Source organism: Desulfosporosinus sp. BICA1-9 (genome assembly GCF_000802135.1).
This window is the reverse complement of sequence record NZ_JUEE01000179.1, coordinates 1-26,463: the sequence shown is the minus strand read 5'-3', so window position 1 is coordinate 26,463 and position 26,463 is coordinate 1. Positions and strand designations below refer to the sequence as shown.

24 protein-coding genes and 3 pseudogenes are annotated in these 26,463 nt (G+C 42.4%); 3 read left to right on the top strand and 24 right to left on the bottom strand.

What is annotated here, in order from left to right:
• Positions 1-157 precede the first annotated feature (157 nt).
• Positions 158-1,807, top strand: a complete 1,650-nt coding sequence (gene aspD / locus JL57_RS22615) for an aspartate 4-decarboxylase (protein WP_034144187.1) — start codon at positions 158-160, stop codon at positions 1,805-1,807.
• 18 nt (positions 1,808-1,825) lie between these two features.
• Here aspD and JL57_RS22610 read toward each other — a convergent pair whose 3' ends face one another.
• From JL57_RS22610 to JL57_RS22580, 8 genes and pseudogenes are all read right to left on the bottom strand, one after another.
• The gene (locus tag JL57_RS22610; protein ID WP_034144186.1) at positions 1,826-2,377 is read right to left on the bottom strand and encodes an SGNH/GDSL hydrolase family protein; all 552 of its coding nucleotides are present in this window, start codon (positions 2,375-2,377) and stop codon (positions 1,826-1,828) included.
• A gap of 259 nt (positions 2,378-2,636) precedes the next feature.
• Entirely contained in the window at positions 2,637-2,795 is a 159-nt protein-coding gene (locus JL57_RS35255) for a hypothetical protein (RefSeq protein WP_291300436.1), read from the bottom strand.
• Positions 2,796-3,106: 311 nt separating this feature from the next.
• The gene (locus tag JL57_RS22605) at positions 3,107-3,673 is read right to left on the bottom strand and encodes a GNAT family N-acetyltransferase (RefSeq protein WP_034144185.1); all 567 of its coding nucleotides are present in this window, start codon (positions 3,671-3,673) and stop codon (positions 3,107-3,109) included.
• Positions 3,674-3,936: 263 nt separating this feature from the next.
• Complete coding sequence (locus JL57_RS22600; protein ID WP_034144184.1) at positions 3,937-4,701, bottom strand: MerR family transcriptional regulator; 765 nt, start codon at positions 4,699-4,701, stop codon at positions 3,937-3,939.
• Positions 4,702-4,767: 66 nt separating this feature from the next.
• Complete coding sequence (locus JL57_RS22595) at positions 4,768-5,361, bottom strand: hypothetical protein (protein ID WP_034144183.1); 594 nt, start codon at positions 5,359-5,361, stop codon at positions 4,768-4,770.
• A 243-nt stretch (positions 5,362-5,604) separates the two neighbouring features.
• A complete protein-coding gene (locus JL57_RS22590; RefSeq protein ID WP_034144182.1) occupies positions 5,605-5,886 on the bottom strand; it encodes a hypothetical protein in 282 nt (93 codons plus the stop codon).
• Positions 5,887-6,190: 304 nt separating this feature from the next.
• Positions 6,191-7,587, bottom strand: a pseudogene (locus JL57_RS35250) (MDR family MFS transporter).
• A 144-nt stretch (positions 7,588-7,731) separates the two neighbouring features.
• Positions 7,732-8,160: a MarR family winged helix-turn-helix transcriptional regulator gene (locus JL57_RS22580; protein WP_034144181.1), complete on the bottom strand. Its 429-nt coding sequence runs from the start codon at positions 8,158-8,160 to the stop codon at positions 7,732-7,734.
• Positions 8,161-8,323: 163 nt separating this feature from the next.
• Here JL57_RS22580 and JL57_RS22575 point away from each other — a divergent pair, with 163 nt between their 5' ends.
• Both JL57_RS22575 and JL57_RS22570 read left to right on the top strand, forming a co-directional pair.
• Positions 8,324-8,833, top strand: a complete 510-nt coding sequence (locus JL57_RS22575; protein ID WP_291300434.1) for an RNA polymerase sigma factor — start codon at positions 8,324-8,326, stop codon at positions 8,831-8,833.
• A gap of 7 nt (positions 8,834-8,840) precedes the next feature.
• Complete coding sequence (locus JL57_RS22570) at positions 8,841-10,349, top strand: sigma-E factor regulatory protein RseB domain-containing protein (RefSeq protein ID WP_034144207.1); 1,509 nt, start codon at positions 8,841-8,843, stop codon at positions 10,347-10,349.
• Between the two features lie 185 nt (positions 10,350-10,534).
• On the opposite strand, the gene JL57_RS35240 is transcribed toward JL57_RS22570, so the two are convergent.
• From JL57_RS35240 to JL57_RS22495, 16 genes and pseudogenes are all read right to left on the bottom strand, one after another.
• On the bottom strand, positions 10,535-11,392 hold the full coding sequence (locus tag JL57_RS35240; protein ID WP_291300433.1) for a DUF3221 domain-containing protein: 858 nt from the start codon (positions 11,390-11,392) through the stop codon (positions 10,535-10,537).
• A 24-nt stretch (positions 11,393-11,416) separates the two neighbouring features.
• Positions 11,417-12,058 carry a YjgB family protein gene (locus tag JL57_RS22560; RefSeq protein WP_045691078.1) on the bottom strand — a complete coding sequence of 214 codons (642 nt, stop codon included), beginning with the start codon at positions 12,056-12,058 and terminating at the stop codon, positions 11,417-11,419.
• A gap of 136 nt (positions 12,059-12,194) precedes the next feature.
• Entirely contained in the window at positions 12,195-13,028 is an 834-nt protein-coding gene (locus tag JL57_RS22555) for a cell wall metabolism sensor histidine kinase WalK (protein WP_291300432.1), read from the bottom strand.
• A gap of 321 nt (positions 13,029-13,349) precedes the next feature.
• Positions 13,350-14,255: pseudogene (locus JL57_RS22550) on the bottom strand (MFS transporter); the annotation flags it as partial.
• Positions 14,256-14,278: 23 nt separating this feature from the next.
• Complete coding sequence (locus JL57_RS22545) at positions 14,279-15,532, bottom strand: glutamate-5-semialdehyde dehydrogenase (protein WP_034144180.1); 1,254 nt, start codon at positions 15,530-15,532, stop codon at positions 14,279-14,281.
• A 562-nt stretch (positions 15,533-16,094) separates the two neighbouring features.
• Positions 16,095-16,292 (bottom strand): sulfur carrier protein ThiS, encoded by a 198-nt coding sequence (thiS, locus tag JL57_RS22540; protein WP_034144179.1) that lies wholly within the window; start codon positions 16,290-16,292, stop codon positions 16,095-16,097.
• An 8-nt stretch (positions 16,293-16,300) separates the two neighbouring features.
• Complete coding sequence (locus tag JL57_RS22535) at positions 16,301-18,457, bottom strand: aldehyde ferredoxin oxidoreductase family protein (RefSeq protein ID WP_034144178.1); 2,157 nt, start codon at positions 18,455-18,457, stop codon at positions 16,301-16,303.
• A gap of 11 nt (positions 18,458-18,468) precedes the next feature.
• Complete coding sequence (locus JL57_RS22530) at positions 18,469-18,843, bottom strand: 4Fe-4S binding protein (protein WP_034144177.1); 375 nt, start codon at positions 18,841-18,843, stop codon at positions 18,469-18,471.
• Between the two features lie 57 nt (positions 18,844-18,900).
• Positions 18,901-20,049 (bottom strand): FAD-binding oxidoreductase, encoded by a 1,149-nt coding sequence (locus tag JL57_RS22525; RefSeq protein ID WP_034144176.1) that lies wholly within the window; start codon positions 20,047-20,049, stop codon positions 18,901-18,903.
• 1 nt (position 20,050) lies between these two features.
• A complete protein-coding gene (locus tag JL57_RS35235) occupies positions 20,051-20,335 on the bottom strand; it encodes a (2Fe-2S)-binding protein (protein WP_291300439.1) in 285 nt (94 codons plus the stop codon).
• Positions 20,315-20,812: pseudogene (locus JL57_RS22520) on the bottom strand (4Fe-4S binding protein); the annotation flags it as partial. The pseudogene JL57_RS22520 and the gene JL57_RS35235, both read right to left, overlap by 21 nt.
• Positions 20,806-21,900: an NAD(P)/FAD-dependent oxidoreductase gene (locus JL57_RS22515; protein ID WP_034144174.1), complete on the bottom strand. Its 1,095-nt coding sequence runs from the start codon at positions 21,898-21,900 to the stop codon at positions 20,806-20,808. The gene JL57_RS22515 and the pseudogene JL57_RS22520, both read right to left, overlap by 7 nt.
• A complete protein-coding gene (locus JL57_RS22510; RefSeq protein WP_034144173.1) occupies positions 21,897-22,202 on the bottom strand; it encodes a (2Fe-2S)-binding protein in 306 nt (101 codons plus the stop codon). The genes JL57_RS22515 and JL57_RS22510 overlap by 4 nt, the downstream gene beginning before the upstream one ends.
• A gap of 458 nt (positions 22,203-22,660) precedes the next feature.
• Positions 22,661-23,074 carry a hypothetical protein gene (locus tag JL57_RS22505; protein ID WP_034144172.1) on the bottom strand — a complete coding sequence of 138 codons (414 nt, stop codon included), beginning with the start codon at positions 23,072-23,074 and terminating at the stop codon, positions 22,661-22,663.
• A 164-nt stretch (positions 23,075-23,238) separates the two neighbouring features.
• Complete coding sequence (locus JL57_RS22500) at positions 23,239-24,966, bottom strand: sigma-54-dependent Fis family transcriptional regulator (RefSeq protein ID WP_291300430.1); 1,728 nt, start codon at positions 24,964-24,966, stop codon at positions 23,239-23,241.
• A gap of 303 nt (positions 24,967-25,269) precedes the next feature.
• The gene (locus tag JL57_RS22495) at positions 25,270-26,067 is read right to left on the bottom strand and encodes a ThiF family adenylyltransferase (RefSeq protein WP_034144171.1); all 798 of its coding nucleotides are present in this window, start codon (positions 26,065-26,067) and stop codon (positions 25,270-25,272) included.
• Positions 26,068-26,463 lie beyond the last annotated feature (396 nt).

Below are 26,463 nucleotides of genomic sequence, written 5' to 3'. Positions count from 1 at the left end.
GGTCGCAGCATTGCCCTCATCGGGTATAAATGAGCCGAGTAAAGTACAGAGTACTATTGATACCTTTAAATATCTTTAGATTTGTCAGTCTATAGACACTGAATACGTTTGGTTTCTAGACCATAATATTTTAACACCAAATTCCTGGCTGAAAGGATTGATAATTATTAAAAGCAACCATACCCTACCCAGAGAAACGGTACGTCGTTATGAGCAACTTAGCCCTTTTGAACTGAAGGACAAATTAATTAGCCTCGCCAATAAACATGGAGATACAAGCATCTGGTCAATGCTCAATGCTGGCAGAGGCAATCCGAACTGGACAGCAGCAACACCCCGAGAAGGGTTCTTTACTTTAGGGCAATTTGCTATAGATGAAACTCGTAACGTTTGGCAAGATAAAGACCTTGCTGGCATGCCTAAAACCGAAGGCCTTGCGGAACGTTTGAAAGAATATCTAGAAGAGCATCACGATGCACCAGGAGTCGATTTTCTCAAAGACGTCCTTGATTATGGCTCAATCACTTGGGGATTTAACCCAAATGCCTGGATACATGAGCTCGTGGATGGCATTCTCGGCGATAACTACCCGGTACCAGATCGCATGCTGGTTCACCTTGAACAGGTTGTGCATGATTATCTTATTCAAGAAATGTGTAATAACCAATCTCCACCCGGCAAATACGACCTGTTCGCTGTTGAAGGCGGGACCGCCGCCATGTGTTATATTTTTGACTCGCTAATTGCCAATAAGTTACTTTCGATGGGTGACAAAATTGCACTAATGGTCCCTACTTTTACCCCCTATCTTGAGATTCCCCATTTAACGCGTTATAATTTTGAAATTCTTCGAATTAATGCTCTGGAAATGGACGAGAGAGGGGTTCACACTTGGCAATATACCAATTCCGAGCTCGATAAACTTGCTAATTCCAGTATAAAAGCTTTATATGTTGTTAACCCAAGCAATCCACCCTCAGTAGCCATACGAAACGAATCAAAAAACCGTATCATAGAGGTGGTTAAGAAGCAAAATCCAAACCTAATGATTATTACGGATGATGTCTATGGTACCTTTGTTGATAATTTCCGTTCTCTAATGGCTGAATTACCATATAATACACTTGGAGTTTACTCCTTCTCCAAGTATTTTGGGGCTACAGGTTGGCGACTGGGAGTCATCGCCGTTCATCAAGACAATATCTTTGACCAATTGGTAAGGGATCTGCCACGTGACAAAGCGGATGCCTTAGCTGAGCGTTATGGAATAATAACTTTATACCCGGAACGACTTCGATTTATCGACCGAATGGTGGCGGACAGTCGCCAGGTTGCCCTGAATCATACAGCGGGTCTATCTACGCCTCAGCAAGTTCAAATGGGACTATTTGCCCTCTTTGCCTTACTGGATCGGGAGAATCGTTACAAGAAATTAACTCAGGGGATTTGTCAACACCGACAAAAATTATTATACGAGGGCTTTGGACTAGAGTTGCGCACAGATCGGTTTGACGCGGCGTATTACAGTCAAATCGATTTATTGGTGTGGGCCAAAATTAAGTACGGCAATGAGTTCTGTGACTATTTAGAAGCTAACTATGAGCCTACTGATTTCCTTTTTCGTTTAGCAGAGGAATCTTCGATTGTGCTTCTTAACGGCAGCGGATTTGGCGGGCCAAAGTGGTCCATCAGGACTTCTCTTGCCAACTTAAATGACGAAGCTTATCGACAAATCGGTGAAACTGTTCAAAAAACCTTTGAAGAATACGCGACATCTTGGCGAGCATTTAAGGACTCGAAAGAGTAAACGCCCTGGACTAAACAATCATAAGCCTTTCAACCTTCGGACCGCTATTTCTCCCATCAAAGCATAACCCTCGATACTAGGATGGACGTCATCAACGAATAGTTGCGCACTCTGACCGACCTTTATCCTGTTTAGAAATGGAGAATAAAAATCTATTAAACTAATGCCTTTTTCAACCGCATAGCTGTTCAACCAATTCCGGTATTCAGTCAGGAATTGTTCTTCTTCTGGTAATAAGGACGGAGTAGGTAACCCTAAAATAGGGATCATCCCGTTGTGCCTACAATATTTCTCCATTACCTTAAAATTCGAGCTTACACTTTCCAGGGGGATCCTTTCGTAAGCATCATTAGCACCACCAAGAATAATAACATGGGTCGGAGCATACTCAAGTACATCCCGGCGGAAACGCGCACACATGCCGCTTGTGAAATCCCCGCAAATCCCTTGGTTTATCACATGGCATTTCAGTTCTTGAGCTAAATGTTCCACCCAAGACTCCTGCTTACTAAAGGGATACCCTTCAGTAATTGAATCTCCAATCGCAACTATTTTCATTGTATTTTTCATACCACCTTATTTTAGTTGTCTTCTAAGCCCAGCGAGCAGTTGATACTGTATTTATTATAACTTACCTGTATTCTTTAGGAAACTAATTACAAATCTTCTAAAGATAAACCCATAATTTGTTCAAAGGAAATGCCAATCCTAATTAAATAATACATGTACAAGACAAGGCTAGAAGCGATAATACGCTTCTAGCCTTGTCTTGTACCTTATAGTCGGATTATATTAGGCTTTATCATTCGTAATAACCTCAAATCAGCCATTAATCGAGAATTTCTAGATCATCTGGACTTTTATCCTTGGTTGGAATTATTGAGTCTCGTTCTTTCTCTGTTGTATTGGAGATGGGAGAATCTTTACGAGCATGAGTCGAGTTCGTTTCAGCGACTTGTTTAGATATTTTATTCTGCTTATGGTTCAAAGTTCTTCCTCCTTTTCTGCTCTTAGAATATAAACGCTATGGCAAAACTCAGTTTCTACCTAGAACCTCTTTGACCTTAATATAATAAGTATGTTAATAAAGCTGCTTAATTATGTAATTTCAAAGACAATACACCTATCCCCGTGGTCTGCTTTCTGTCCAGAAAGCCATAATCTACTGGCCCATTGACGATCTTCTCAATCGTCGATGGGCCTTCTGCATCAAGGACAATAACGTCCCATTAAAATGATTCTTCCCTTGCCGCTGTTTTAATACTTCCATACGAGGTATCATCGATTCTAATCTTTTAATCAATCAGACTCCACCTCAAATTCGAATGGCAGTATCGCCTTCTCATAACATTTAAAGAGCTCCAACCCTGGAATATTCAGCCCGAGGTCTACTTCACCTACTAAAGTAAATCCGCACTTTTCATATAGTTTAATAGCAGGGTGATTGTTCACCGATACATCAAGCCGAATAGCTTTCATTCTTTTCTTGTATGTCAAATCTACCGCAAACTTCATAAGCATCATTGCAATCCCACACCCGAAATAGTCCGGATGTACAGCGAGGGTATGTACGACAATTATCTCATTATTCTCAGCATTTACAGTCCACTGCAGCTTTTTGTAGGCCTCGTATTGGCAGTGATTAAGGATAATTGAACCGATAACACGGTCATTATCCTTAATGACATAGAGCGTATTAGTGGTAATTCCTTCAATAGCTGTTTCCTCATTAGGGTAAACATGCTTTTTCCACGAGGGATAATTTACACCTTTTTCAAGGGTAGTATTGAGTTCATTATAAAGACTTATTATTTTTGACAAATCGGCATTCTTTCCTTCTGTTATTGTAAATCCACTCGTTCTCATTTTCTCCCAGCCTCCTCTGATGATGGCTCATTTATCAACAAAAGAATCATAATCCTAACAGCATACTTTATGCAACTATTTTGCCTAGAAAATGAACGACCTGCCCTTTGTTTAACGATACGAATTCCGTGCCACTGTCAGGCATAGCATAATGTATGTGTAGCAAATCAGACAATTGAACTATATCGGACCTTAGTCAAGGAGTAGGAAGACTCTATTCTAAAAGTAAAAAGAGGCCGCGTTCGCGGCCTCTTACCTACAACCTATTTATTAAATCCCGTATAAATGTGGACGGCATCTCTTAAAAATTCTGCGGCACCTGGTTGTTTTTCATCATAATATGCCGTAAATCTCGGATCGTCGACATACATCTGAGCTAGTCCAGCGTGTGCTTCTTTCGAGTAGCTATCCCAATAAAAACACAACCACTGGCGATGGAGTTCAGCTGTTTTTTGGGCTAATTCACCAGCAGGATCCCCTGTTTTAAACGCAGCATGAAGGGTTTCGATAACCTCTGCAGCAAGCTTCGTCACCTCATCATATTGCTCTTGCGACATTCCTTTAACTTTTTGATTCGACTTATTAACCGTCTCATTCCCATATTTTTCACGGATCTCTTTGCCGTACTTAGCCTCATTGTCATCTACAAGCTTTTGTTTAAAGCCTTCAAACTTTTCTTTATCCTTCATATTAATTCTCCCTTCGGTAAGCACAATGGTCTTTTCTACATTGGAAATCAACGTCTCCAATTGCTCTCGTTTATCAAGAAGCTTCTCACGGTGTTCTCTCAGTGCCTGTACTCCGTTAAACGATGGCGCGGTTACAATATCTTTAATGCTTTCTAAGCTCACATCAAGCTCTCGATAAAAAAGAATCTGTTGCAACCGATCAACCTCAGCTTGCCCATAAATTCGATACCCTGACGAGTTAATTCTTGCCGGCTTAAGAATTCCTATTTCATCATAATATCTCAGAGTTCGGCTGCTGACCCCTGCCATCTGAGCTAACTTTTGCACTGTGTATTCCATGTGTTTCACCTCCTGACAAAAATAACTATACACCTTTACGCTACGTCAATGTAAATAGGTATTTTTTTAATGTTTTTTCAAACTGCGATAATAGCATATTACCGAAGTAATAAAGGCTGCCAAAATCTTTATAAGAAGATCGCTGGAGGTGTCTTCAAGTCCACCCTTAACCATATTTGCTTTAAAGAAGTAATCCCCTATAAACTCGAACATCTCCCATAAAGTACCTAAGGAAACTGAAAAGCTAAATGCAAATACTAGATTAAAAAGTATAAACCTCTGTTCACTAGTTTCTGGTTCCTTTCGGATAGTCCCTTTAATTAAATATAAGGCAATGATAACCGCAAAGCTCCCGAATATTGCGTGAAGAAATAAATCCCACCACCAAAGGTATAAATAGAATTTCTTAATTTCGCCCAAGTATTGAGCAAGAAAGATAAATATTAACATTATGGTTTGAAAGCTTGAAGGAAGTACTAGATTTTTTATATTTGCAATACGAGTAATTAGAAAAGGAAGAATGAGACATGCCATAGCAAGTAATGTCAAAGCTACATTCTTCCATTGACTTGTTGCAATACTAACGATAGCTGTAAGTATTAGAATTATCTCAAACAAGACAGCTATTCCGATAGAAAGCTTACTGTTTTGATTTTTCATTTAGCATATACTCCTTTAACTGTGCCTCACCTTGACAATATCTCTCAAGATTTATCGTGCCCTGAAAAAGCAAATACTAGAAGAGGTAACTACCTCAACTATCATTTGTAGGTCAATACTGTGGGGTTGATCATAATGAGCACAATTTAAGGATGTCTGTGATTAATCTCAAGAGATACAGAAAAGTCCGTCACCACCCGGTAACGGACCCTGCTAAGTGTCTTAACTACAATTTCGCGTATACTAAGATTTAAATCGAGGCACTACAAAATCTAAGATTAAAGCCATCCCTAATCCTGCTACAAAGCCTGTGAAAAACATCATTGAGAAAATCGCATTAGCTAGATCCGCAAATCCAACCTGCACCGTCTTCGCTAGGTAAAGATAATATAACCCAGCCAAGAAGCAAAGTAAAGCTGGTGAATATTTGACTGGCTTACCACCTATTGATACCCGCGATAGTAGGTATGTTATAAATGAAAAGAGTACCACGATTCCAAGTAGAATGAGTATGAATCTATCCATCACACTTCCCCCATACAACTTTTCTTTTAGTATTATACCTCTTTTTAATTCTTCTTACTTTCGTAAATATTCCTAGAGCTGAGGCTATAATCTCACTCTGAAAATGCAGAGAATTAAAGCTCTGACTTTGCTTTGATGTTAAGGGATTTCATTGGTATAGCATGATCTTTCCGCTCTCTCTCGCTCTCATTCCTTACGTAATTAACCGAGGTGCGAAGCGGCACTTCCTTAAGGAAGAAGGTCAGTATGAACGCCACAACCAAGACGATGGCTCCGGCTAAAAAGACATTAGCTAAGGAAGCAGCTAAAGCCTCCCGTAACCCTTCAATGAGTTGTGTAAATACTGACTGTATCGGAGCTGGCAAGATATTTTGAATCTCAAGAAGTTTGGGCCGTCAAGAAGAATCTGGGGATTTTGGAATTGGGCTAGCTTATCAGCCATCGCTGGATCTAAAGCTGACGAATTGATACTATCACCAATAGCGGCAACTCCTGTCATTTTGCGTGCAATGCTTGAGGATAGAATGGTTCCCATCACAGCAATACCAATCGTTCCGCCAAGGTTACGGAATAATTGCACGGAAGCTGTACCCACTCCCAGATCCTTTGAATCGACCGAATTTTGGACTGCGATCATGAAGACAGGCATCCCCAGTCCGAGACCAAAACCGAATATAAACATACTGAGCGCAGCCACTGGGATGCTGTTCATGACAGTCATGAGCAGCATGCCCAAGACCATAATGGCGGTTCCGAGGAGAGCCATATTTTTGTATTTACCCGTCTTAGTCATCCGACGTCCTGCATAGGCACTCACTGTAAACATACTTAAAGACATCGGCATTGCGACATAGCCAGCATAGGTTGCCGAAACGCCCATAACTCCTTGTATATAAAACGGCATATACATTAGAGCACCCATCATTCCTGCAAACATAAGAAAACCAATACTATTAGATAGAACTACCACTCTATTCTTAAATAAGTATAGAGGAAGGACTGGAGTTTTCACCTTGGTCTCTGTATAGATAAAAAGAGCTAAAGATATAACTGTGAATAGAAATAATCCTAAGATTTGAGACGATCCCCAAGCATACTTTGTTCCTGCCCAGGAGAATGCGAGAAGCAGGGGGACTATGGTCAGGGTTAGAAATAAGGAACCTAGATAATCGATTGACTCTGTTTCTCGTCGCTGCACTTTAGGAAACAGAAATAGTATCATGAAAAAGGCAAGAAACCCGAGGGGAAGGAAAAACCAAAATACCCAGTGCCAGTCCATATGATCGACGATATAGCCGCCAAGACTGGTCCAAGGATACTGGATATTCCGAAAACAGCACTCATAAGTCCTGACCATCGTCCTCTTTCCCGGGGGGAGAATAAATCTCCGATGGCAGTAAAGGCTGTAGCCATGATAATTCCAGCCCCTACCCCTTGAATTCCGCGGTAAATAATCAGTTGAATAATATCAGTAGAGGTGCCGGAGAAAAAAGCTCCGATCATGAAAATTACTATTCCTGATAAAATAAATGGCTTTCGACCATAGATGTCTGAGAGTTTTCCGACCAGTATCGTAGAGATCGTCGAGGTTAATAGGTAGATCGAGATAATCCAAGTGTAATAATCCATGCCACCGAGTTTGGCGATAATGCGAGGCAAGGCCACGCCAACGATTGTTTGATTAATCGAAGAAAAGAACATTGCTACCACAATTGCAATCATAATCGTGACTTTGCGCTGATAAGATAACTCTTCCATTGAATTCTTCTCCTCCGTAATTTTTGCCTCTTTCTATCCCTTAAATCTTATCTTTTTCTAGGTTCTTATAACAGCTAGCCTGTTGACTCAGGGAGCTTGCTGATCCAGGTTATTCGAAATTTGATGGTAAATCCGAATGAGATGACTGATATCTTCATCCGATAACCCTTCAAAAAACCTCTCCGTTGCTTTCTTTTGATTCTCAATCATAGATTCCAAGATATGTTCACCTTGATCAGTGATTTCCAAATAAACGACTCGGCGGTCTTTCATTGCTCCTTTGCGCTCGGCATAGCCTTCAGAGACCAGTTTATCTGAGGCTCCCGTAATCGCACCTGGTGTCATTTGAATCGCCTCAGCCAGTTCGTTGGCTTTTTGAGGACCAGAATGTTTAAGGGTTTTTAAAATCAGATATTGGGAATGGTTAATTCCATGCTGGAGTTCTTTATTCCACTCTTTCTTCATTCTTCTCAAGATATTATAGAATAACTCCAACAACTCTCGACGATCTGCCATGTCCTACTCCTTTATGCTTAAATAGTTTAGTTCTAAACTATTTAGCGGTCAATGTTTTATAGTATACATTTTTTCCTTATTAAAGTAAATCCTCTAGAAAGAATTTCTTTAAGCGTGACGTTTTAGTTTCTTTTTCGTTTTTAGTTCATGAGGAGGTGAAGAAGTGGCCACGAAGATAAGCCCATCTAATGAGCAATACATGGAAAAGTGGTACCAACAAACGGTTTCGAAACTGTACAGTTTCACATACGCGCTTCTCCAGAATCGAGAAGAGGCCGAAGACATTACTCAAGAAACTTATTTCCGTTGTCTGAGGAAAGACTCAAAGAGTTTTCCACCCTATCCCTATCTTAAAAAGGTCGCTCGTAATCTTATTTACGATCGATATCGCCACTGGCAAAAATCCGGTAGCCAGATGGAGGATCACACCCTATCCGAAGATGTTTCTGCCAGCGAAGAAGATTGGGTCACTCGATCCTTGGTACAAGAGCTAATGAACCAACTCCCTGAACAGTATAAACAGGTTTTAGAACTCCGCATTATTGAAGGGTATTCGCGCAAGGAAACCGCGGAACGAATGGAACGTAGTGAAGATGCCATTCGTGGTTTACAGTATAGAGCTCTCCAAGCTTTAAGAGATTTATTTCATGTCACAGAAAAGAACGGAGGATAAATTGATAATGAAAACAAATGACAACTTTGCTCAAAAGTCTCCGGAGCAAGAGTTAGACGATTTTATCAATACTCTAAATCTAGAACAGCAGCCTAACGAAAGCACCCATCAAGATGTAGCCGAACTTCAATCCCTGACTAGAAAAATCAAAAGCCTTCGTCCAGTTCCAGAACTCCGCGAAGAATTCTCCCATGAATTACACCAAAATCTTCAACAAAGGTCTAATCCTCGGAGGGGATTTTTACCATGGAGTGCACTCGTCGCAAGTATCTTAGTCATTGTTTTCTTGATTTCTCCTTGGTCTAATAGGAATAAAGATCTTGTCTTAGCCATGGAACAGTCGGTCAAACAACTTCAGAATTATCACGGAATCCTAGAAAAGGTCAGTACAAATGCCTTGGGTGAAAATCAAATCATCCAACGAATCGAGATTTGGTCTGAAAATAATAAATACGCTACCAGCAGCGAAGAGGGAATGGTAACGGTTAATAACGGTGAACTCCGTTGGAGGAGCGATTCGAAAAGTAAGGAAATCACTTTACTCCCCATTTACCTAGATCCGCGTGATTTCGACTTACAGAAAGAAGCAACAAAAGCCCAGCAGTACTCCCATAGAATTGTTGGGCAAGACTCCATCGTAGGTCGCACTGCTACTCGCCTAGAGATTACTCCCCCTGGCGGTTTACCCTATTATCTATGGATCGATCCAGAAACTCATATGCCGGTCCAGCTTCAGACCGCAATGCAAAAGTCAATCCAAACGACCTATACGTTTGTGACTCTTGAAACGAACGTCAAAATTCCAGACACAACCTTCAGCTACACCCCGCCTAAAGAGTATCGGATAGTCGATCAAAATCCAGACAAACCTGTAGATACCCTATCTGAAGCAATTGCGCTAAGTGGCTTTACTCCGCTCGAACTCAGCGAAAAACCTCAGCGACTCTTTGCCTCCCCTAACCGAATCATCTTTGATTTTGAGGATACGATTGTAACTGAATCCAAACAAACCGCCCCCTTCGTCCGCTCTCCTCTGGCTGCCCTTGGACAGGCAGCGGGAGGTCCGTTAGAAGTTTTACCGAATAGCCTCCGGTGGCAGCAAAATGGTTTGGAAATCCAAGTGCAGGGACAAAGATCTGAGGAATTTGCAAAACAATTGGTGAATAATCTGGTTATCCCTCAGGGTAACCAAGATCTACCTGATCAACCTTCTGTTAAAGTCGAGATTGACATGGATATAGTCAAGCGAAACCAACAACAGGTTGACGCTGGAAGTAGTCCCTGGCAAATCGACCCCATGCAAGTGGCCTTTACCTTTGCCATACTGCAAATCTCACCTAATGGGATCACTGGTGACCCACCGATTGATTACGGCTCGCTCACCGTCTCGGCTAACACAGGAACAGACGCCATAATTCAAATCTCCGAGGGTCCAGTCAAAACTGTTTACGTTAAGCGGTTAATCCGTCAGGACCAAAGCGGAATTTGGACAGTGATCGGGTATGACCCGAGGTAAAGGTATCTAAGCAGATTGGAAACTTACTTCAGGTGGAGTTTTAACTCCTTCTGAAGTCTAGTTGAACTTATCCACTTATCTCCCACCTAAAAAGTGGGGGTTTTAGTGGAGTTAACCGTTAGATAAACGGTTTACTTAGGAATAAACAGCCTCATCTCACTTCAGAAGTGAGATGAGGCTGTTTCCTAGTCTAAAAAGCTGGCCTTTGTTATTCGAATCAGTTCTATTTTGGAATCTATTTTTACATCTTCGTTTAACAGTGAATTATCATCTTTGTCCAAGTCAAAAATAATGATCTGCCCATCTCCCAGTTCGTAAAAGCCTATTAGGCTGCCATCTTCGTGTCGACTTTCAAACTGTTTATAGCTTGAACCGTAGTTATCAAACACTTCTTTGGCAATATCACCCGTCTTAACTCCCCTATTTGTATGAAATTGTGCCGAGCTGGTTTCAAGTTCGAGAACCTGACCGGAGTCTTTTCCGATTATCACAGTAATCCCTTTATCATAGGTTCTTCTATTCCAAGGCTCTGGAAAATGACCAGGTTCATCAAAAGGTTCCTCTTTAAAGACTCTCCCCATTATCTCGTCTACCTGACTTTGACTGTCACCCAGATGGATTCCTCCTATGCTCGGACGAACATCCACCTGTTCATCTTTCAACACGGTTATCTCATCGGCAGTTGCCTGGACCGGATATGATTCAGCAACTGGTCCAATAAAACGCACTTCTACTCTCAGGTTTTCCTGCAAAGCATCAAAGTTGGAATTTACAATCTTGCCAGCCGATTTTTCACTGATTTTAGTCTTTTGGGTTACTTTAATTGATGCCTGGTCATAAGGCTTAGAACCTTTTTCCCCTTCGACTAAAATACTTCCAAGTATCTCTCCTACTCCGTTCTTCGTCAATTTAATGATAGTTCCATGAATGTCTGCTTGCTTGGTATTTTGAGTATCCACTGGATTTTGAGGTTTACCTGGACTGCATCCGGAAACCACTAATAACCCAAATAACGAAATAGCAACTAGTTTAATTAGTTTCATAGTTAATGCCTCCATATAAGCTACTTACCATTGCCGACCTGGATCATCTGCCATACTGTTAACTGTGCCTCTAGGATATAGAACGAGATAATGATCCATCATAGGATCGGAATTACTATTGGTCGGTAGTGGGAATACAAACTCGATTTTAAACTCTTGACCTGCCGTATAACCAATGATTTCTTCGCCATTGACTTTTACATCATAAGCCGGAGTGCCATATACTTCTTTGGTTTTAGCAAGAGAAAGTTTCTGTAATTGCTTATCAAAGGATCGAGCCTCAAAAATTTGAGATCCTTTGTTAAAGCCAAATACCATAACCTGCTTCGAGTAGGTTGCATAATTTCCTTTGGCAGCTGCGACCCATTCGGTTTTATCCGGCTCCCCCCATTGACTCTTCACATCTTCTAGAACGGTTGTCTTCACGGGGAATGTACTGTTAATAACTTTCCCTTGCTCCGCTAATAGCTTCATATTCAACAATAACTCTTTCGTCACATCTGTGGTTTGAGGTTCAGTAGACGATGGAGCTGTTTGAGATGTTGAATCCGTTGGCGTGGGAGGGTTGGCACTCTGAGAATTTGAGGGGGAACACCCCATAACAAGTGACAAAGCGAGTGTAGCTGCCATCCATTTCAAGGTCTTACTTTTAGTTGTTCTGATCATGAAATTCTCCTTCTACATTAAATTGAGTGATGCTATTATTCCCTACTTCAATATAGACGGAAGTTAGAGCGTTTTTCTGACGATAGAATAATTCGCATTTCCTCGGTCAACTATTGCTGATCATCAGCTGGCTTATTCAAGTCAGCTTAACGATAAAGCGGATAACTTCCCCACTACATTCAGCCCATATCTGACCACCTTGCAATTCTACGATCCCTTTGGCGATTGCCAATCCCAAGCCAGAACCTCCTTTATCTGCTGTCCGAGATTGTTCAACGCGGTAAAACCTATCAAATAATCGTGCTAGCTCAGCCTGGGGAATGTGTTTACCCTTATTCTGAATAATCACGAGGACATCGTCATTTTCTCTTAAGATTTTTACCATAATTTCACCGGGTTTATAGCTATACTTTACGGCATTAAGCAGCAGGTTCTCAAAAACACGGACTGTTTGATCAATATCGATCTCAACAAAGACCTTCTCCTGGGGAATTTCCTTGATAATGACCAGATTATTTTCCTCAAAGCTGAGTGTATGCTCTTCCAACAACTGTTCAAGTAACTCGTTCAAGGATACTGTTTCTCTCGTAAACTTAACTCCTTTATTGGTCAGCTTGGTGTACTCGAACAAGTCTTCGATTAACCCTCCCAATTTTTCTGATTTGCTATAAACTATATTGACGTAATCGTTAAATTGCTCGTCTGTTTCAAATTTCCGGTCTTTAATCAGGGCTAGATAACCCAAAATCGAGGTTAAAGGGGTCCTTAAATCATGAGAGAAATTTGTAATAAGTTCATTTTTCATGATGTCCAAAACAATCAGGTCGACCTGCTCCTTCTCCAATAGGTCCAGGGCCATTCTACCATCCGAAGCTTTTAAGACCTGATATCCTTCGTTTTTAAGATAAATATCAATTAGATCTCTGATCTCTTTTTCATCATCAACCACAAGTATGGTTCCTTTAGCCATGTGCGTAATCCCTCCATGTTTACATAAAAAACCAGATCAAAAATTAGACCACCTAATACTATAGCAGATAAGTGTCATAACTGCATTATAGGGTTTAGTCCTTAAAATAAAGTAGGTCCAAACCTTAAAATATTCTTAAAATTTAATTAGAAATTCCTTTGGACAATCGATTGGTAACTGTGACTGGACCCTTCCCTTATGGAAATAACAAAGGACCTGTACCACTTTTCAAGCGATACAAGTCCTTCCAGTATTTTACGATCGTGAAGTGGCAGTCAACATTCACTACCATTCGCGAGTATATTAAGTCCTCTGGGATCCCCCAAGGGCAAAGGTACATGATCCAATAACAAGCATAGACAATGTCATCGAGTGAATTCTATTTTTAAAACCGCCCCAAGAAGCCATGATGACGCCGCCTACCATCATGCCGATTGAAAAGGTAATTTCTATGGCCGTTAAACGCCATACATCGTTACCAAAACTACGTGCAACCTGTAGGGGCGTTAAAAAGGCAGCAGGTGCTGCTAAGAAAAAGAAGACTGCGCAAAACAGAAAAAACCTCTTGATATACGAATGATTTCTTATGTAGTTAAAACCTTCACGCATATCGCTGAAATAGCTCGTTGTTTGCTTTGTTTGAGCTTTCGCATGAACAGGAACATGCAAAAACAAAAATAGTACTGAAACCGCTATAGCTGCTGTAATAACATCTATAAAGAAAATCGTCTCGATAGTAGCCATGGTTAGCAGTGCACCGCTAAGCATGGGGGACACCAGCATAACCATAGCTTGAATACTTCCATTTGTTGCGTTCACCTTAGTAAGTTTATCCTCTGGTACAATTTGCGGAAGGAAGGCTCCTACCGCCGGTATTTGAATTGCTGCCCCAAGCGCTCGTATGGCAAACGCCCCAAAGAGCAACCATAGTGAACCGTATCCCATCAGAAAAAATATGGCTAAGACTAGTGTTGCTAATGCAATCATAGAATCAGAAAGAATAATAAGGGTTTTTCGATTATAACGGTCAGCCCATACTCCCGCAAACGGAGAAAGAAGTAAGGTAGGAAGAAAACCGCAAATGATGGCAATGGTCATCATGACACCCGACTGTGTCGTTAACGTAATATGCCACATAATCGCATACTGAACCAGTGATGATCCAAAGAGCGATATGGTCTGGCTAGCCAAAAACAGGATTATATTCTTTTTCCAATCTTTATTCATGTCAAATGGCGGCCTAAAATCTGTCATTTTACTATTTGTCCATCTCCATAAACCATATACTTAATCGTGGTCAATTCCTTTAGACCCATTGGCCCTCGGGCATGTAACTTCTGAGTACTAATCCCAATTTCTGCTCCAAAGCCGAAACGCCCTCCGTCTGTGAAACGAGTAGAAGCATTCACATAAACCGCGGCTGCATCAATTTCTCTCAAAAACCGTTGTGCCCTTGAATAGTTTTCGGTGAGGATGGTTTCGGAATGCTTGGTACTGTATTGATATATATGATCTAGTGCACCATCAAGGTCAGGTACAACTTTAACACTTAAAATAAGGTCAAGATGTTCTGACACCCAATCTTCCGGGGCGGCAGGAACGGCATAAGGCAAGATTTCGCAGGTTTTTGGGCATCCCTTTAGTTCAACATAGTGCTTTCTTAGCTCTTCTCCGATCAATGGAAGAAAGTCTTCGGCAATCCCTTCATCGACGAGCATAGTTTCCAAGGCATTACAGACCCCAGGATTTTGTGTCTTGGCATTAATGATGATAGGAATGGCCTTTGCGTAATCCGCATCTCGATCAATAAAAGCGTGGCACATTCCTGTTCCTGTTTCAATCACCGGCACGGTGGCATTCTGCACCACGGTTTGAATCAGCCCAGCTCCCCCTCTGGGAATAATGACATCCACATAATCGTTCATACGCATTAGTTGCTGAACCCATTCCCGATTTGTTTCTGTAATAAGTTGAATACTTCCGGACGGCAAGCCACTCTTTTCAGCAGCTTCTGCAATTACTCTAGCCAAGACTTTATTACTTTCTAAGGCCTCAGATCCCCCCCTCAGGATCACAACATTACCTGATTTCAAACACAAGGCAGCCGCATCGACTGTCACATTAGGTCTTGCTTCATAGATCATCGCCACAACCCCTAGAGGTACACGAGTCTGCTGGATACAAAGTCCATTTGGACGGGTCCATACTTCTCCTTCTCCCACGGGATCTCTTAAAGCAACCACGTCTTTAAGGGATTGACTAATTTGCGCAATGCTCGCCGAGGTCAGCCTTAAACGATTGACAAGACTTTTCTTAAGGCCTTTCTCTTCTGCTGCTTGAACATCTAGGCTGTTAGCTTTGAGAATCTCTTGTTCATTATCTATAAGGGCTTCTGACATCGCAAGCAGAGCGTTATTTTTAGATTCTGTACTAGCAAAAGCCAATAGGCGAGCCGCATGCTTGGCTCTACGCCCAATTTCAATTAATTCTTGGTGAAACACCACAAAACCCTCCCATCAATCGTTTATTATAATATATCTGCTTTCTCGTTCTTTAGCAAAACTCTCAATGAATTAAATCATCTTCCTCTATACCTTAACATTTGCGCTTTTCATAGTTCAAGGAAAAATGGTATCGCCAAGTCTTCTTAAATCTGTCACTGCAGAAGATCAGCAAAATAGTTTAGTTCATTATACCAGAAATTAGAATCTATGTAATCAAAAAGACCTCAATAAGCTTCAAAGCCATTGAGGTCAAAATGTGTTAATCCAATAGTTATCACTACAAACAAGGAGACTAGGCTGCCAGGGCTCTCGCCATTCATGGCGATGGTCCCTTCTCGCCATCACGGCACCTTGCCATCCATGGCGGTGCTCTAATCTCGAACGTCCTTGTTCGAGTCTTGGCTACAGGGACACTCGGCCATCCTTGGCCAGCGCTCAAACTACTAACATCCTTGTTCGAGTCATGGCCGTCGAGCAATAGATATGGCTAAATTCTTGAATATAGTTAAGCTAAACTTCAGATGGAGTTAAAACTCTAGCTCCACCTGAAGTAAGCATTTCCCTATCCACCTGCCATAAGGTGGATGGCCTTCACTTCGTCTCCGTCCTGGATAATCGTCGAAGCATAATCCTCTGGGGAAATAATCTTGGAATTGATATAGACAATAATCCGTGGATAGGTATAAGTCTTAAGCTTTAAAAGTTCTTGCACCGTAAGCTCTTCCTGCCATTCGCAATCCCTGTTATTTAACTTAATCAAGTTATCACCTACACATGTTTATTAACGACTTCTAGGAGTTCTGGTAAATCCATTCCTAAATCCCGAAGTCTTTCGACCGTCGGTACTCCGTCCATTGTCCAACCCCGACGTTTGTAGACTGCGTCTGTGAGCTTTTCATATTGGCTTTCGCGATACGCTCTCATGACCTTAATCTTTTCTGCAGTCGATTTGCCTGTTGTATCGTAGTTCAGAAGCTCGTTGAGTTGCTTATCATAACGCTCATGCCTGGACTCATATTCCTCCACAGTCACAGGCCCCATAGCTCTGTAAGGAAGTTTGTCATGAACCCGTTTGCCGTAACCCATCCGGATGTTGAAAATTCTCTGGAAATTGTAGACCCTCTCAGATTGACGGATGAGTTCATATTTGTCAATAGCATTACCGGTAACCGCGTTATATATGTCGACATAATTTTGAACATGCTCTGGTATCTTTGCGGGCTCGTCAGTTAACTTGTTATCAGCGGGTGCAATATCATTCCAGGGCAGTTTGCAGAGACCGTTTAAACCGAACCAAGTTCTAAACATGGGGTAATAGTGGAGGGCTTCTGCCTTATCTTCGAAGGTTGGAATCTGGTTATTTACCATATCCATGAAGATCAACCAGGCTTCATCGTGCTGTGGGCCTTTGTTAGTCAGGCCGTATCCTCCTTGTTGCGCTAAAGATTCCTTGGGCAAATACTCGGAAAATTCGAGGCCCTTTTGTTCCATACCTATGTCAAAGAGGAACTGCGGATCCGCTCCATATTCCTTGGCAAAGAAGGCCTTCATTTTACGGATTCCCATGCCAGCAATCTTGCCAAAGCCCACTCCCTTAGACATCTGGTGAATAAGTTCAAAGGATGCCTCTGTATTGCCAAAGGTAAGTTCTAAACCCCCAGTTCGTTCTTTATTCAGAATTCCGTTTTCGTAGCATTCCATAACAAAGGCCGTCAGAGTAGCATAGGAGATCGTATCAATGCCATAGGTGTCACAGTAAAAGTTCAACTCCAATATGGCATCCGGATCGAAGATACCACAGTTTGAACCCAGACCAGCAGCGTTTTCATATTCAGGACCGTCGATGGTAACCTTTTGACCTTTATAAGGGCCCGTTTTCAGTTCAAATTGGTCAGCGGCTTTAGCACAGGCCATACTGCATCCATGCCAGCAGCCATCCGGGGAATTCTGGGTTACTTTGGAGATGAAAACATCAGAGGATATTTTGAAGGTATCCTTGTGAGCACCAAATTTATAATTGTGAGTCGGCAAAAGATCATACTGGTCCATGACTTCAATTATATTCGCTGTGCCAATTTTACGCATGCGGTTTTGAGAGTTATCCAGATCGTGAATTTCTTTATGCAGCTTGATACCCGTTTTATTTAAGGTAAGCTGGTCAACGGGATGGTTTAGGTTGCCCTTTACCCCTGGGCATTTTATAACCACGGCCTTGATATGTTTGTCTCTAAAAACTGTCCCAATGCCGCCTCTGCCGGCTTGCTTTAAACGGATACCTTTCCGGCGCACATCATAGAAGGTAAAGTTTAAAAGCCCAATATTCGTATGCTCGGCAGCCGTCCCGGTAGAGATCACGGCGATATTCCGTTTGTCTTCTTCGTTCTCGGCATACTTTTCAGTCAGCTGTTCACCCAGAATATGGGTGTCCAAGTTCCCACCTGGTGCTGCTTCTTCAAGGGTGATCGTTCCCTTTTTGCCGTCAATGAAAATGATGACATCCTTGTCTGCTTTGCCCTGAAGTTCGAGGGCATCGAAACCGACAAATTTAAGGAAGGGACCAAAATATCCACCAGCATTGCTGTCGATGGGCATATTGGTCAATGGGGATAATGTCACAACCAGTGATTTTCCGGAACCAGGATATTGAGTAATTCCGCCAATCGGTCCACTTGAAATAATGATTTCGTTTTCCGGGTCATTCCACTTCGTGGATTCAGTCACTGCCTGCCACAAGTAATAGAGCCCAAAGCCCTTACCGCCAATGAACTTGTCTTTCATCAAAGGGGTAACGGGCTTTTCTTTGATTTCATGGTTACCGACATTGATATAAAGAGTGCGGTCGGTATACCCTTTGTCGATAGCACCTAAATCATAGTTATATTCTTTTAGTAATTTATGGCCCGCTTGATTGTTTTCTAGATCCATATTATTTCCCCCTAAGCTTCTTCCGAACTATAAATCGCATGGGTTGGGCAGATTTTAGCACACTGGCCACAAGCAATACATTTAAAAGGTTCCAACAGATCCCCTTGCATTTTCATGGCAAGCTCCGGGCAGAAACCGACACACATAAAGCAACCGACACAGACTTTTTTATTGATTCGCACGACGCCATATTTATCTCGAGAAATTGCCGCTACGGAACAAATATCCATACATTCACCACATTGGTTACACACCGTGATCTTCTTATCCTCGACTTGAATACAGGATTTTTCTCGATTCGTTTCTTTAAAGTAGGTTTTAGAACAGACTTCCTCGCATTCTCCACAGCCTATGCATAAGGATTCATTCTTTGTTAAAAGTTTCAAGTTTTCCACCTCCGTATGACTAGCGAACTCACTTCGCTCGGTGATTCAATTTAATGATTAGACCACTGCAGATTCAAGTACCAAGTTTCCCGCTCGGAAGCGGTCCAAACCAAATCGTTCAATGGGCATAAAACACTCTTGCCCGAGAATCTTCTGAACCAAAAGAACTGCCGTCTGGGGTGCAACCATGAAACCATGACCACTAAAACCGGCCGCCACCCACATCCCTTTGGCCTCTGGAACCTCATCCAAAATCGGATTAGCATCCGGGCTCATATCATAAAGACCAGACCACTGTCGGACGACACGTAGGTTCTTTAAGAGAGGCAAAACAGTCGTTGCCTGACGAGCAACATCCTCTAAAAACTCCCAGCTGGAATTAATGTTAAAATCTTTAGGTTCATTGGGATCCCCTACACCCATTATAAAACTGCCGTGTGGGGTCTGCTGACAGTATAAACGATGATGGAGAGAGATAACCATGGGTCCCTGGCAAGGTTCAACCGGTTCGGTCACTAAAGCCTGGTGGCGTTGGGGATAGAGGGGCAGTTCAAAACCGACCATATTGCAGATTGTACCCGCCGCATAACCGCTGGCATTTATCACGAGGGAGGCAGCGATATCCCCTTTAGAAGTCTGAACTGAGGTAACTATACCTTTTTCCCTTTTTATGCCAGTTACGGAAGTATAGGTTTCAAATTTAACTCCCAGCCGACTGGCTGCTTTATAGTAGGCATCCACCACATGAAATGGATTGGCATGTCCGTCCGAATGACAGAACGTAGCACCGATTAGTCCATTAAGGTTTAGATGGGGCACAATCTCTTGAGCTTCTTGAGGAGTAATCATTTTCGTCGGAATTCCTAGACTATGCTGGACGGCAACATTCTTTTTATACTGGTTCCATTCGGCTTGCGTATGGGAAACCATCAGGTAGCCGCCTTGCTTAAATTCAATATCCATATCATATTCAAGTTCTTCGTTCATACCCTCAAAACGTTTCACACTGTCCCGGGCAAGAATAGCGTTGGTTTCGGTTCCCCACTGTTGGCGAACTCCTGCACCACACCGACCTGTTGCTCCAGAAGAAAGATACTGCTTTTCAATGACCACAATATCCTTTACCCCACGGACGGCCAGTTCATAGGCCACTGCGCAGCCTATAATCCCGCCCCCGATAATCACAACATTAGCTACTTTTTGCAATTCACTCACCCCCCGCAAAGGTTCCCAGTTTCACTGGCTTCACCGGTGCACGGAAGGTAGGCATCAAAACATCTCCTACAGGAATTCCGTAAACCTTGGCTAGTTCCTGGGCAATCAACATCCGGCAGGTACGGCCCTGGCAAGGACCCATTCCTGCACGGATAACACGTTTAATCTCATCAATGGTACGGTAACCTTGGCTGATTAGTGATTTAACTTCGTCTAGGGTGATATCCTCACATCGGCAGACGATGGTTTCTTTAGCTGCATGTCTAACCCCTCCCAAGCGAATACCTCGTACATCCATAACCAAATCTTTGGGTACGACCAACCAAATAGTATAGGTCTTATTTTTCTGACCACCCGACTGAACTTTATGGACTTCAAAGCTGCCGAGTTCTTCACCAGCCCTATTTAAACCAACCACTTTTTCACCAACTTGAGGAACTGGAGCATATTCATAAGGAATCCTAACAATGGCTTCTTTATCGCTGTAGGAAGCGTCCACGATGAAGATGGCCAGCCCTGGGCAGCGACTAAGGCAGACACCACAGCCGTTACAGTTATTAAAGTCTAGTTTTGGCAGGTTATTTATATCCTCCATGGGCTGAATTGCCCCTTGCTTGCAGGCTTCCGTACAAGGATTGCACGGAATCTCCTGGAAGCATTCAATGATGGCTACGGGACCTTTTATAAGTCGTTCTTCGGAAGGAGAAACAGTTTTTATGTCCTCAGCTGTCGGAACTCCAGTCTTGTTTAGCATGCCGCTCCCCCCTTGTCCATTAGTTTCATAATCCCCTTCACTGTCTTTTGTCCTGCAGGCCCGGCGCGAAGTTCACTTAACTCTGCCAAGGCATCCGCTTGAAGCTTCGGCGCCACATCCTTGCCATGCCCCAGACTGTAGGCAGCGCAAATACCTGCTAAACGACCTTCTACCATAGCTGAGCTGGCTTCTTCAACTCCACTCACGTCCCCTGCGACATAAAGTCCCAGACGAGTCGTTTCCAAATATTTATTTCTAATCGGCACATGTCCGGAAAGCTCCGGAACATACTTCATCTGGCAGTCCGCTTGGAAACAGAGCTCGGTGAGGGGGCTTAAACCTACGGCTAGACAGATGACATCCACTTTAAGATCTTGTTCAGTCCCAGGAATCGGCTGCCACTTCTCGTCGAGCTTACAGATAATGGCCCCTTCAACGCTATCCTGACCGTAAGCTTCGGTAATAGTATGAGAGGTTAAAATAGGGACTCCAGCCCGTCGAATCTTGGCAGCATGCACCAGATAACCGCCAATGGTTGGCGAAGCTTCAATAATCCCAGCGACTTCTACCCCTGCCTGCATTAATTGGTAAGAGACTATTAGGCCAATATTGCCGGCACCGATCATGAGCACCCGTTGTCCGGGGACAATACCATGCACATTCATCAGGGTTTGAACAGCTCCTGCCCCATAAATACCGGGCAAATCATTATTAGGAAAAGCAATCATTTTTTCGGAAGCGCCTGTGGCTACTATAATTTTCTCCGGATTGATTTTAAGGTGTTTACCTTGTCCTTCAGCGGTGACCACACCGTCTTCATAAATCCCCAGAGCGGTTGTCTCGGTCCAGACTTCAACCTTAGGGTTGTTTGCACATTGCTCAATAAGCAAATTGCCAATCTGGTAACCACGGTCACCAGCATACTGCTTTTTTGAACCGAAGAATTTATGGGTCTGCTTGACCAATTGACCGCCGGGTTTATCGTCCCGCTCTAAAAGCAGCACGCTGGCACCTAAATCAGCAGCCGCGGAGGCGGCACTCAGACCGGCTGGTCCGCCACCTATGATGAGGATCTCTATCTCTTTCACCTTAGGCACCCCTTTCCTTGCTGAGTTTCTACCCTCATGCCGGACTTCAGTTTTTCCACACAGATTCTGACATTGGGCTCGCCGTCAACAACCATTAGGCAGGAAGAACAATTTCCGATGGCACAAAACAGACCTCGCGGACGGTGCATGGTTTGGCTGTGGCCCAAAACTCTAACCCCTACAGCATGCAAAGCCGCTGCAATGGTCTCTCCTTCATAGCCCTTAAGTTCCTGCCCGTCGAAGGAAAAGGAAACCTCTTCCCCACGTTGAAATTCTAAAATTGGATGCTCGGTGATTCGCATTAAAAACTCACTCTCCCCAGTTATGTAAGTATCTTATCTCTTATCCAGCATAGTTGGTAATCCATAAAGCCCTATCCAAGAACTAGCGTTGCAATTTCCATTCCAAATTTTCTATTAAGACTGCTGTGACTACAAAAAAATCAATAGCCCTTGTCAAAAGAAAAGATCTCCTGTTTGATTGTTGAATAAGTGGGAAAATTTAGGGTATGCGCAAGATTTATTAATGAAATTTCGTTTTACAAAAGCTATTAAACTTAGCCAACTAGAAGCTGTATCTAATGAGTAACGAAAAAAACTCCCCAAAGGGAGTTAGAATTTTTTTCATATTAGTCACTGTATTAGTCAAAAGGCAACTATTAATCTGTTCAATTATCCGACACATGTCTAAATACTTGACACTTATATTATTTTCTTCATTACAATGTTAATTATTTACTATCCAAACAGAACCTCACCCGTTAATTCTTAATGGATCTAACCCTTCCAACTTCACTTCCTATTGCTACAGCTAACACTGAAACAATTACTGAGGAATAGAAAATTAGTTTTGCAAAATATAAACTGTTGAACTTAATGAGATAAAAAAATGGATACCCCCATAAAGCCAAGGTCGGTGGTAACATTCCAAACCGTCCTGACATGTAAATAAAACTAAAGAATATGCCACCTATCGATCCAATTATACCTACTAAAACTCCATTTACCAATCCTAACTTGATATGCCACCCATAGAAAAACCAAGCTAAAATGAAAGAGGCAGAAAATAAAACTTCAATTAGGCTGTTATCAGTTATGAGTCCGAGAAGTCCGGAAGCAACATTAAATATTATTGTTAATAATAACAACATAAGTCCCTTTTTGAGAAACTTCATAATAGATAACCTCCTGATATATAAGGTGCTGGGCCAGCGAGAATTGACGTACAGGAAAAAACGGCACTGGCAAAACTCTCACCAGAACAGCAATTTGTGTATACCGCTAAAGTTGACAAAAAAACGAGTTGAAGAAACTCCCTAGGATTCAATAAAAAGGGGAGTTAGTACAAATTGAGTTTCTTGATTTTATAGTATAAAGTGCTGCGCGGTACTCCTAATTTTCTGGCTGTTTTAGATTTGTCCCCACTACAATCTTCCAGGGCTTGGAGGATAATTTCCCGTTCTGCACGATCCGTAATGTCGGTGAGAGTAGAATCCGGATCAGAGATCGCATGGATATATTTCTGAAAGCCAATAGTTTCTGGTAAATGATCCTCCATGATCAAATCCTCCTCAGCGAGAATGACCATGCGTTCCACCACATTTCTCAATTCTCGAACATTTCCCGGCCAGAGATAATTGAGCAGGGATGGCATCACCTCCGGAGAAATCTGAACAAGCTCACGACCCTGTTGCAAACAAAATTCGCGAATAAAAAGATAAACCAGATCTAGGATATCCTCTTTACGCTGGCGTAGGGGGGGAATCTCTATGCCTACGACATTTATCCGGTAATAGAGGTCTTTCCGAAAAGTACCTTCGCGAATCATTTGTTCTAAGTCCCGATGAGTAGCAGCTATGACACGCACATCCACTTCCACTAGGTCATTGCCCCCAACCCTATAAAAACACTTATTCTGGAGGACTCGGAGAAGCTTTACCTGCATCTCAAGCGGCATTTCCCCTATTTCATCCAGAAAGACCGTTCCTTTGTGAGCGGCTTCAAATTTACCTTGTCTCCCTTGACGGTCGGCCCCGGTAAAGGCGCCAGGCTGGTAGCCAAATAACTCGCTTTCAAAAAGGGATACCGGAATAGCCCCACAGTTAATAACCACAAAGGGATGGTTATGTCGAGAACTCTCCTCATGAATAGCCTCTGCAAACAGCTCTTTTCCGGTGCCACTCTCACCACGAATCATCACGGCGGCATTTGTATTAGCCACCCGTCGAGCTAGACTGACGGTTTTCAGAAGTCCTTTGCTATGTCCGGCAATCTTTCTAAAGGCGCTATCTGGCCGATGTATCTTGGTGATCTCCTTCTTAAGCTGTCGCACTTCAGAACTCGCTTTGGACAGTTCATTGTGCAAAAGAACGATTTCCGTAATGTCTTTTTCTGCACAGACGCTGCCTATAACCTCATCCCCGTTGGTAATTGACGAGGCATTGATCAAAACATGAGTTCCGGGAAGTGGTTGATGATAATTTTCACGAATCATTTTCTTTTTCGGCAAATCTGTATTAATGACATGGGTAACGACCAGACTGGAAAAGAAATTCTGGATATCTTTCCCAACAATAGTTTTCCCAGCAATCCCATAAAGATCTTCCGCTTTTTTATTCCAACCGATGACCGTATTGGTTTGATCGATGACCGTGACGGCATCATTGACCGTATCCATAAGAATCGACATTGAACTGCTCAATCGCCTGATTTCCTCCCACATTACAGTGGGCAACATAGACGGATCTATAACCCCTTGGGGAACTTTGCCTTGATCCAGAAGGACCGCGGTTTCCCCCGGATGGAGTTTTATAGCGTCCATCAACTCCTGGAAGGTCCCTGAAAGTGGGAACGAAAAACCCACCAGCGTCCCTTCGAGGCCCTGACCCGCCTTCAAGGGAAATATCACCTGCCAGGCTTCAGCATTATCCGATTGAAGTAACGCAACCGGTTTAGGTTTCATTTTAACATATATTTCCTGCCACTTCGCAGCAGATTCGATCGTTGTCACTGGTTTAATCATTACATCTTCCAGTTTCCAAACATCACTGAAAGCTCTAAACAACACTTTACCCCCATCCTAGCAGTTCTATCATTTACCTAACATTACCTAACATTTAACAAATCTTCAGCCCATCATGAGACTCCTGCTTTTCGTGGGAGTCTACCCCGTACTCTCCATTAAAATCTATAATATTCCTTTGATATTGGGGCTTATGTTCTCCATTGATTAGTTTAAAAAAAGTGCAATTGAATCTTTACTTTCAATTGCACTTAATTATAACATTTTTACGAGTTTTATACTGCCCTAGTTTTGAAAAACGAATTACAACAACTAGATTCTCATATCGATGAAATCATCTTTTCTCCATCAAACATGGGGTTCATAATCGACTAGATTTTTTAGAATCGGCATCTGCCCACATACTTGGCAATTTGTCCGAGTTGTGATCTCTATTTTTCTAAAGTCCATATCCAAAGCATCAAATACTAACAATTTTCCAGTTAAGAGTTCTCCGATCCCCAGTAGATATTTGATAGCCTCTGTTGCCTGAATACTACCGATGATCCCTGGAATAACACCTAGTACGCCTTTCTCTTCACTAGTAGGTAATGCTTTAGTTGGGGGGGGATTTAAGAATACACATCGGTAGCAAGGGCCTCGGCCCGGAACATAGGTCATCGTCTGTCCGCTAAATTGCATGATTCCCCCATGAGAAAAAGGCTTTTGTAAAAGTACACAGGCATCGTTGATTAGAAATTTTGCTGAGAAATTATCCGTGGCATCGATCACGAAATCATAGTCTCTATCCCTAATAATATCCGTTATATTTGCTGAACTAACCCATTCTTGATATGTGACAACATCCACGTCCAAGTTCAACTCTTCGATGGTTTCTTTTCCCGATCTGACTTTAGGTCTTCCAATATCTTTATTAGAGTGGATGATTTGACGCTGTAGATTGGATAATTCAACAATATCTGGATCGACTAACCCGATTGTTCCTATCCCCGCAGCCGCAAGATACAAAGCAACCGGTGAACCGAGCCCCCCCGTACCAATTATAAGTACCTTTGAGTTTAACAATTCTAATTGCCCTTGAGGGCCTACTTCTTTTAAGATAATGTGTCTCGCGTATCTTTCTCGTTGCTCTTTTGTCAATTCCATGTCTCTGCTACTCCCCCTCACCCAGGATGACCTCATCACCTTCACCCTTATCTCCAAACTATACACTTTAACACAGTTTGCAGCAAGTTCCAGATTGATGAAGGAGTTCTGTTCAATCTGCTCATTCAATGCTTATGAATAGCCTGTCGAAGGCCGAAGCCGAAGCCGTAATGGATACGATTATTGCCAAAAATATCTTCTTTGACCCTATGCCCGTTTTGGACTGAAGATCATTCATTGGTTCTCCTCCAAAATTATTAACATTCCAGAATCACCCAAATTATTCACTCTAACATTTCTACATTTCTACATTTCTACATTTCTACATTTCTACATTTCTACATTTCTACATTTCTACATTTCTACATTTCTACATTTCTACATTTCTACATTTCT

Bases quoted from the DNA above. Each gene is read 5' to 3' on its own strand.
- JL57_RS22610 (WP_034144186.1), bottom strand. From the start codon at position 2,377: ATGAAAAATACAATGAAAATAGTTGCGATTGGAGATTCAATTACTGAA.
- JL57_RS22605 (WP_034144185.1), bottom strand. From the start codon at position 3,673: ATGAGAACGAGTGGATTTACAATAACAGAAGGAAAGAATGCCGATTTG.
- JL57_RS22600 (WP_034144184.1), bottom strand. From the start codon at position 4,701: ATGGAATACACAGTGCAAAAGTTAGCTCAGATGGCAGGGGTCAGCAGC.
- JL57_RS22595 (WP_034144183.1), bottom strand. From the start codon at position 5,361: ATGAAAAATCAAAACAGTAAGCTTTCTATCGGAATAGCTGTCTTGTTT.
- JL57_RS22590 (WP_034144182.1), bottom strand. From the start codon at position 5,886: ATGGATAGATTCATACTCATTCTACTTGGAATCGTGGTACTCTTTTCA.
- JL57_RS22580 (WP_034144181.1), bottom strand. From the start codon at position 8,160: ATGGCAGATCGTCGAGAGTTGTTGGAGTTATTCTATAATATCTTGAGA.
- JL57_RS22570 (WP_034144207.1), top strand. From the start codon at position 8,841: ATGAAAACAAATGACAACTTTGCTCAAAAGTCTCCGGAGCAAGAGTTA.
- JL57_RS35240 (WP_291300433.1), bottom strand. From the start codon at position 11,392: ATGAAACTAATTAAACTAGTTGCTATTTCGTTATTTGGGTTATTAGTG.
- JL57_RS22560 (WP_045691078.1), bottom strand. From the start codon at position 12,058: ATGATCAGAACAACTAAAAGTAAGACCTTGAAATGGATGGCAGCTACA.
- JL57_RS22555 (WP_291300432.1), bottom strand. From the start codon at position 13,028: ATGGCTAAAGGAACCATACTTGTGGTTGATGATGAAAAAGAGATCAGA.
- JL57_RS22535 (WP_034144178.1), bottom strand. From the start codon at position 18,457: ATGGATCTAGAAAACAATCAAGCGGGCCATAAATTACTAAAAGAATAT.
- JL57_RS22510 (WP_034144173.1), bottom strand. From the start codon at position 22,202: ATGCGAATCACCGAGCATCCAATTTTAGAATTTCAACGTGGGGAAGAG.
- JL57_RS22505 (WP_034144172.1), bottom strand. From the start codon at position 23,074: ATGAAGTTTCTCAAAAAGGGACTTATGTTGTTATTATTAACAATAATA.
- JL57_RS22495 (WP_034144171.1), bottom strand. From the start codon at position 26,067: ATGGAATTGACAAAAGAGCAACGAGAAAGATACGCGAGACACATTATC.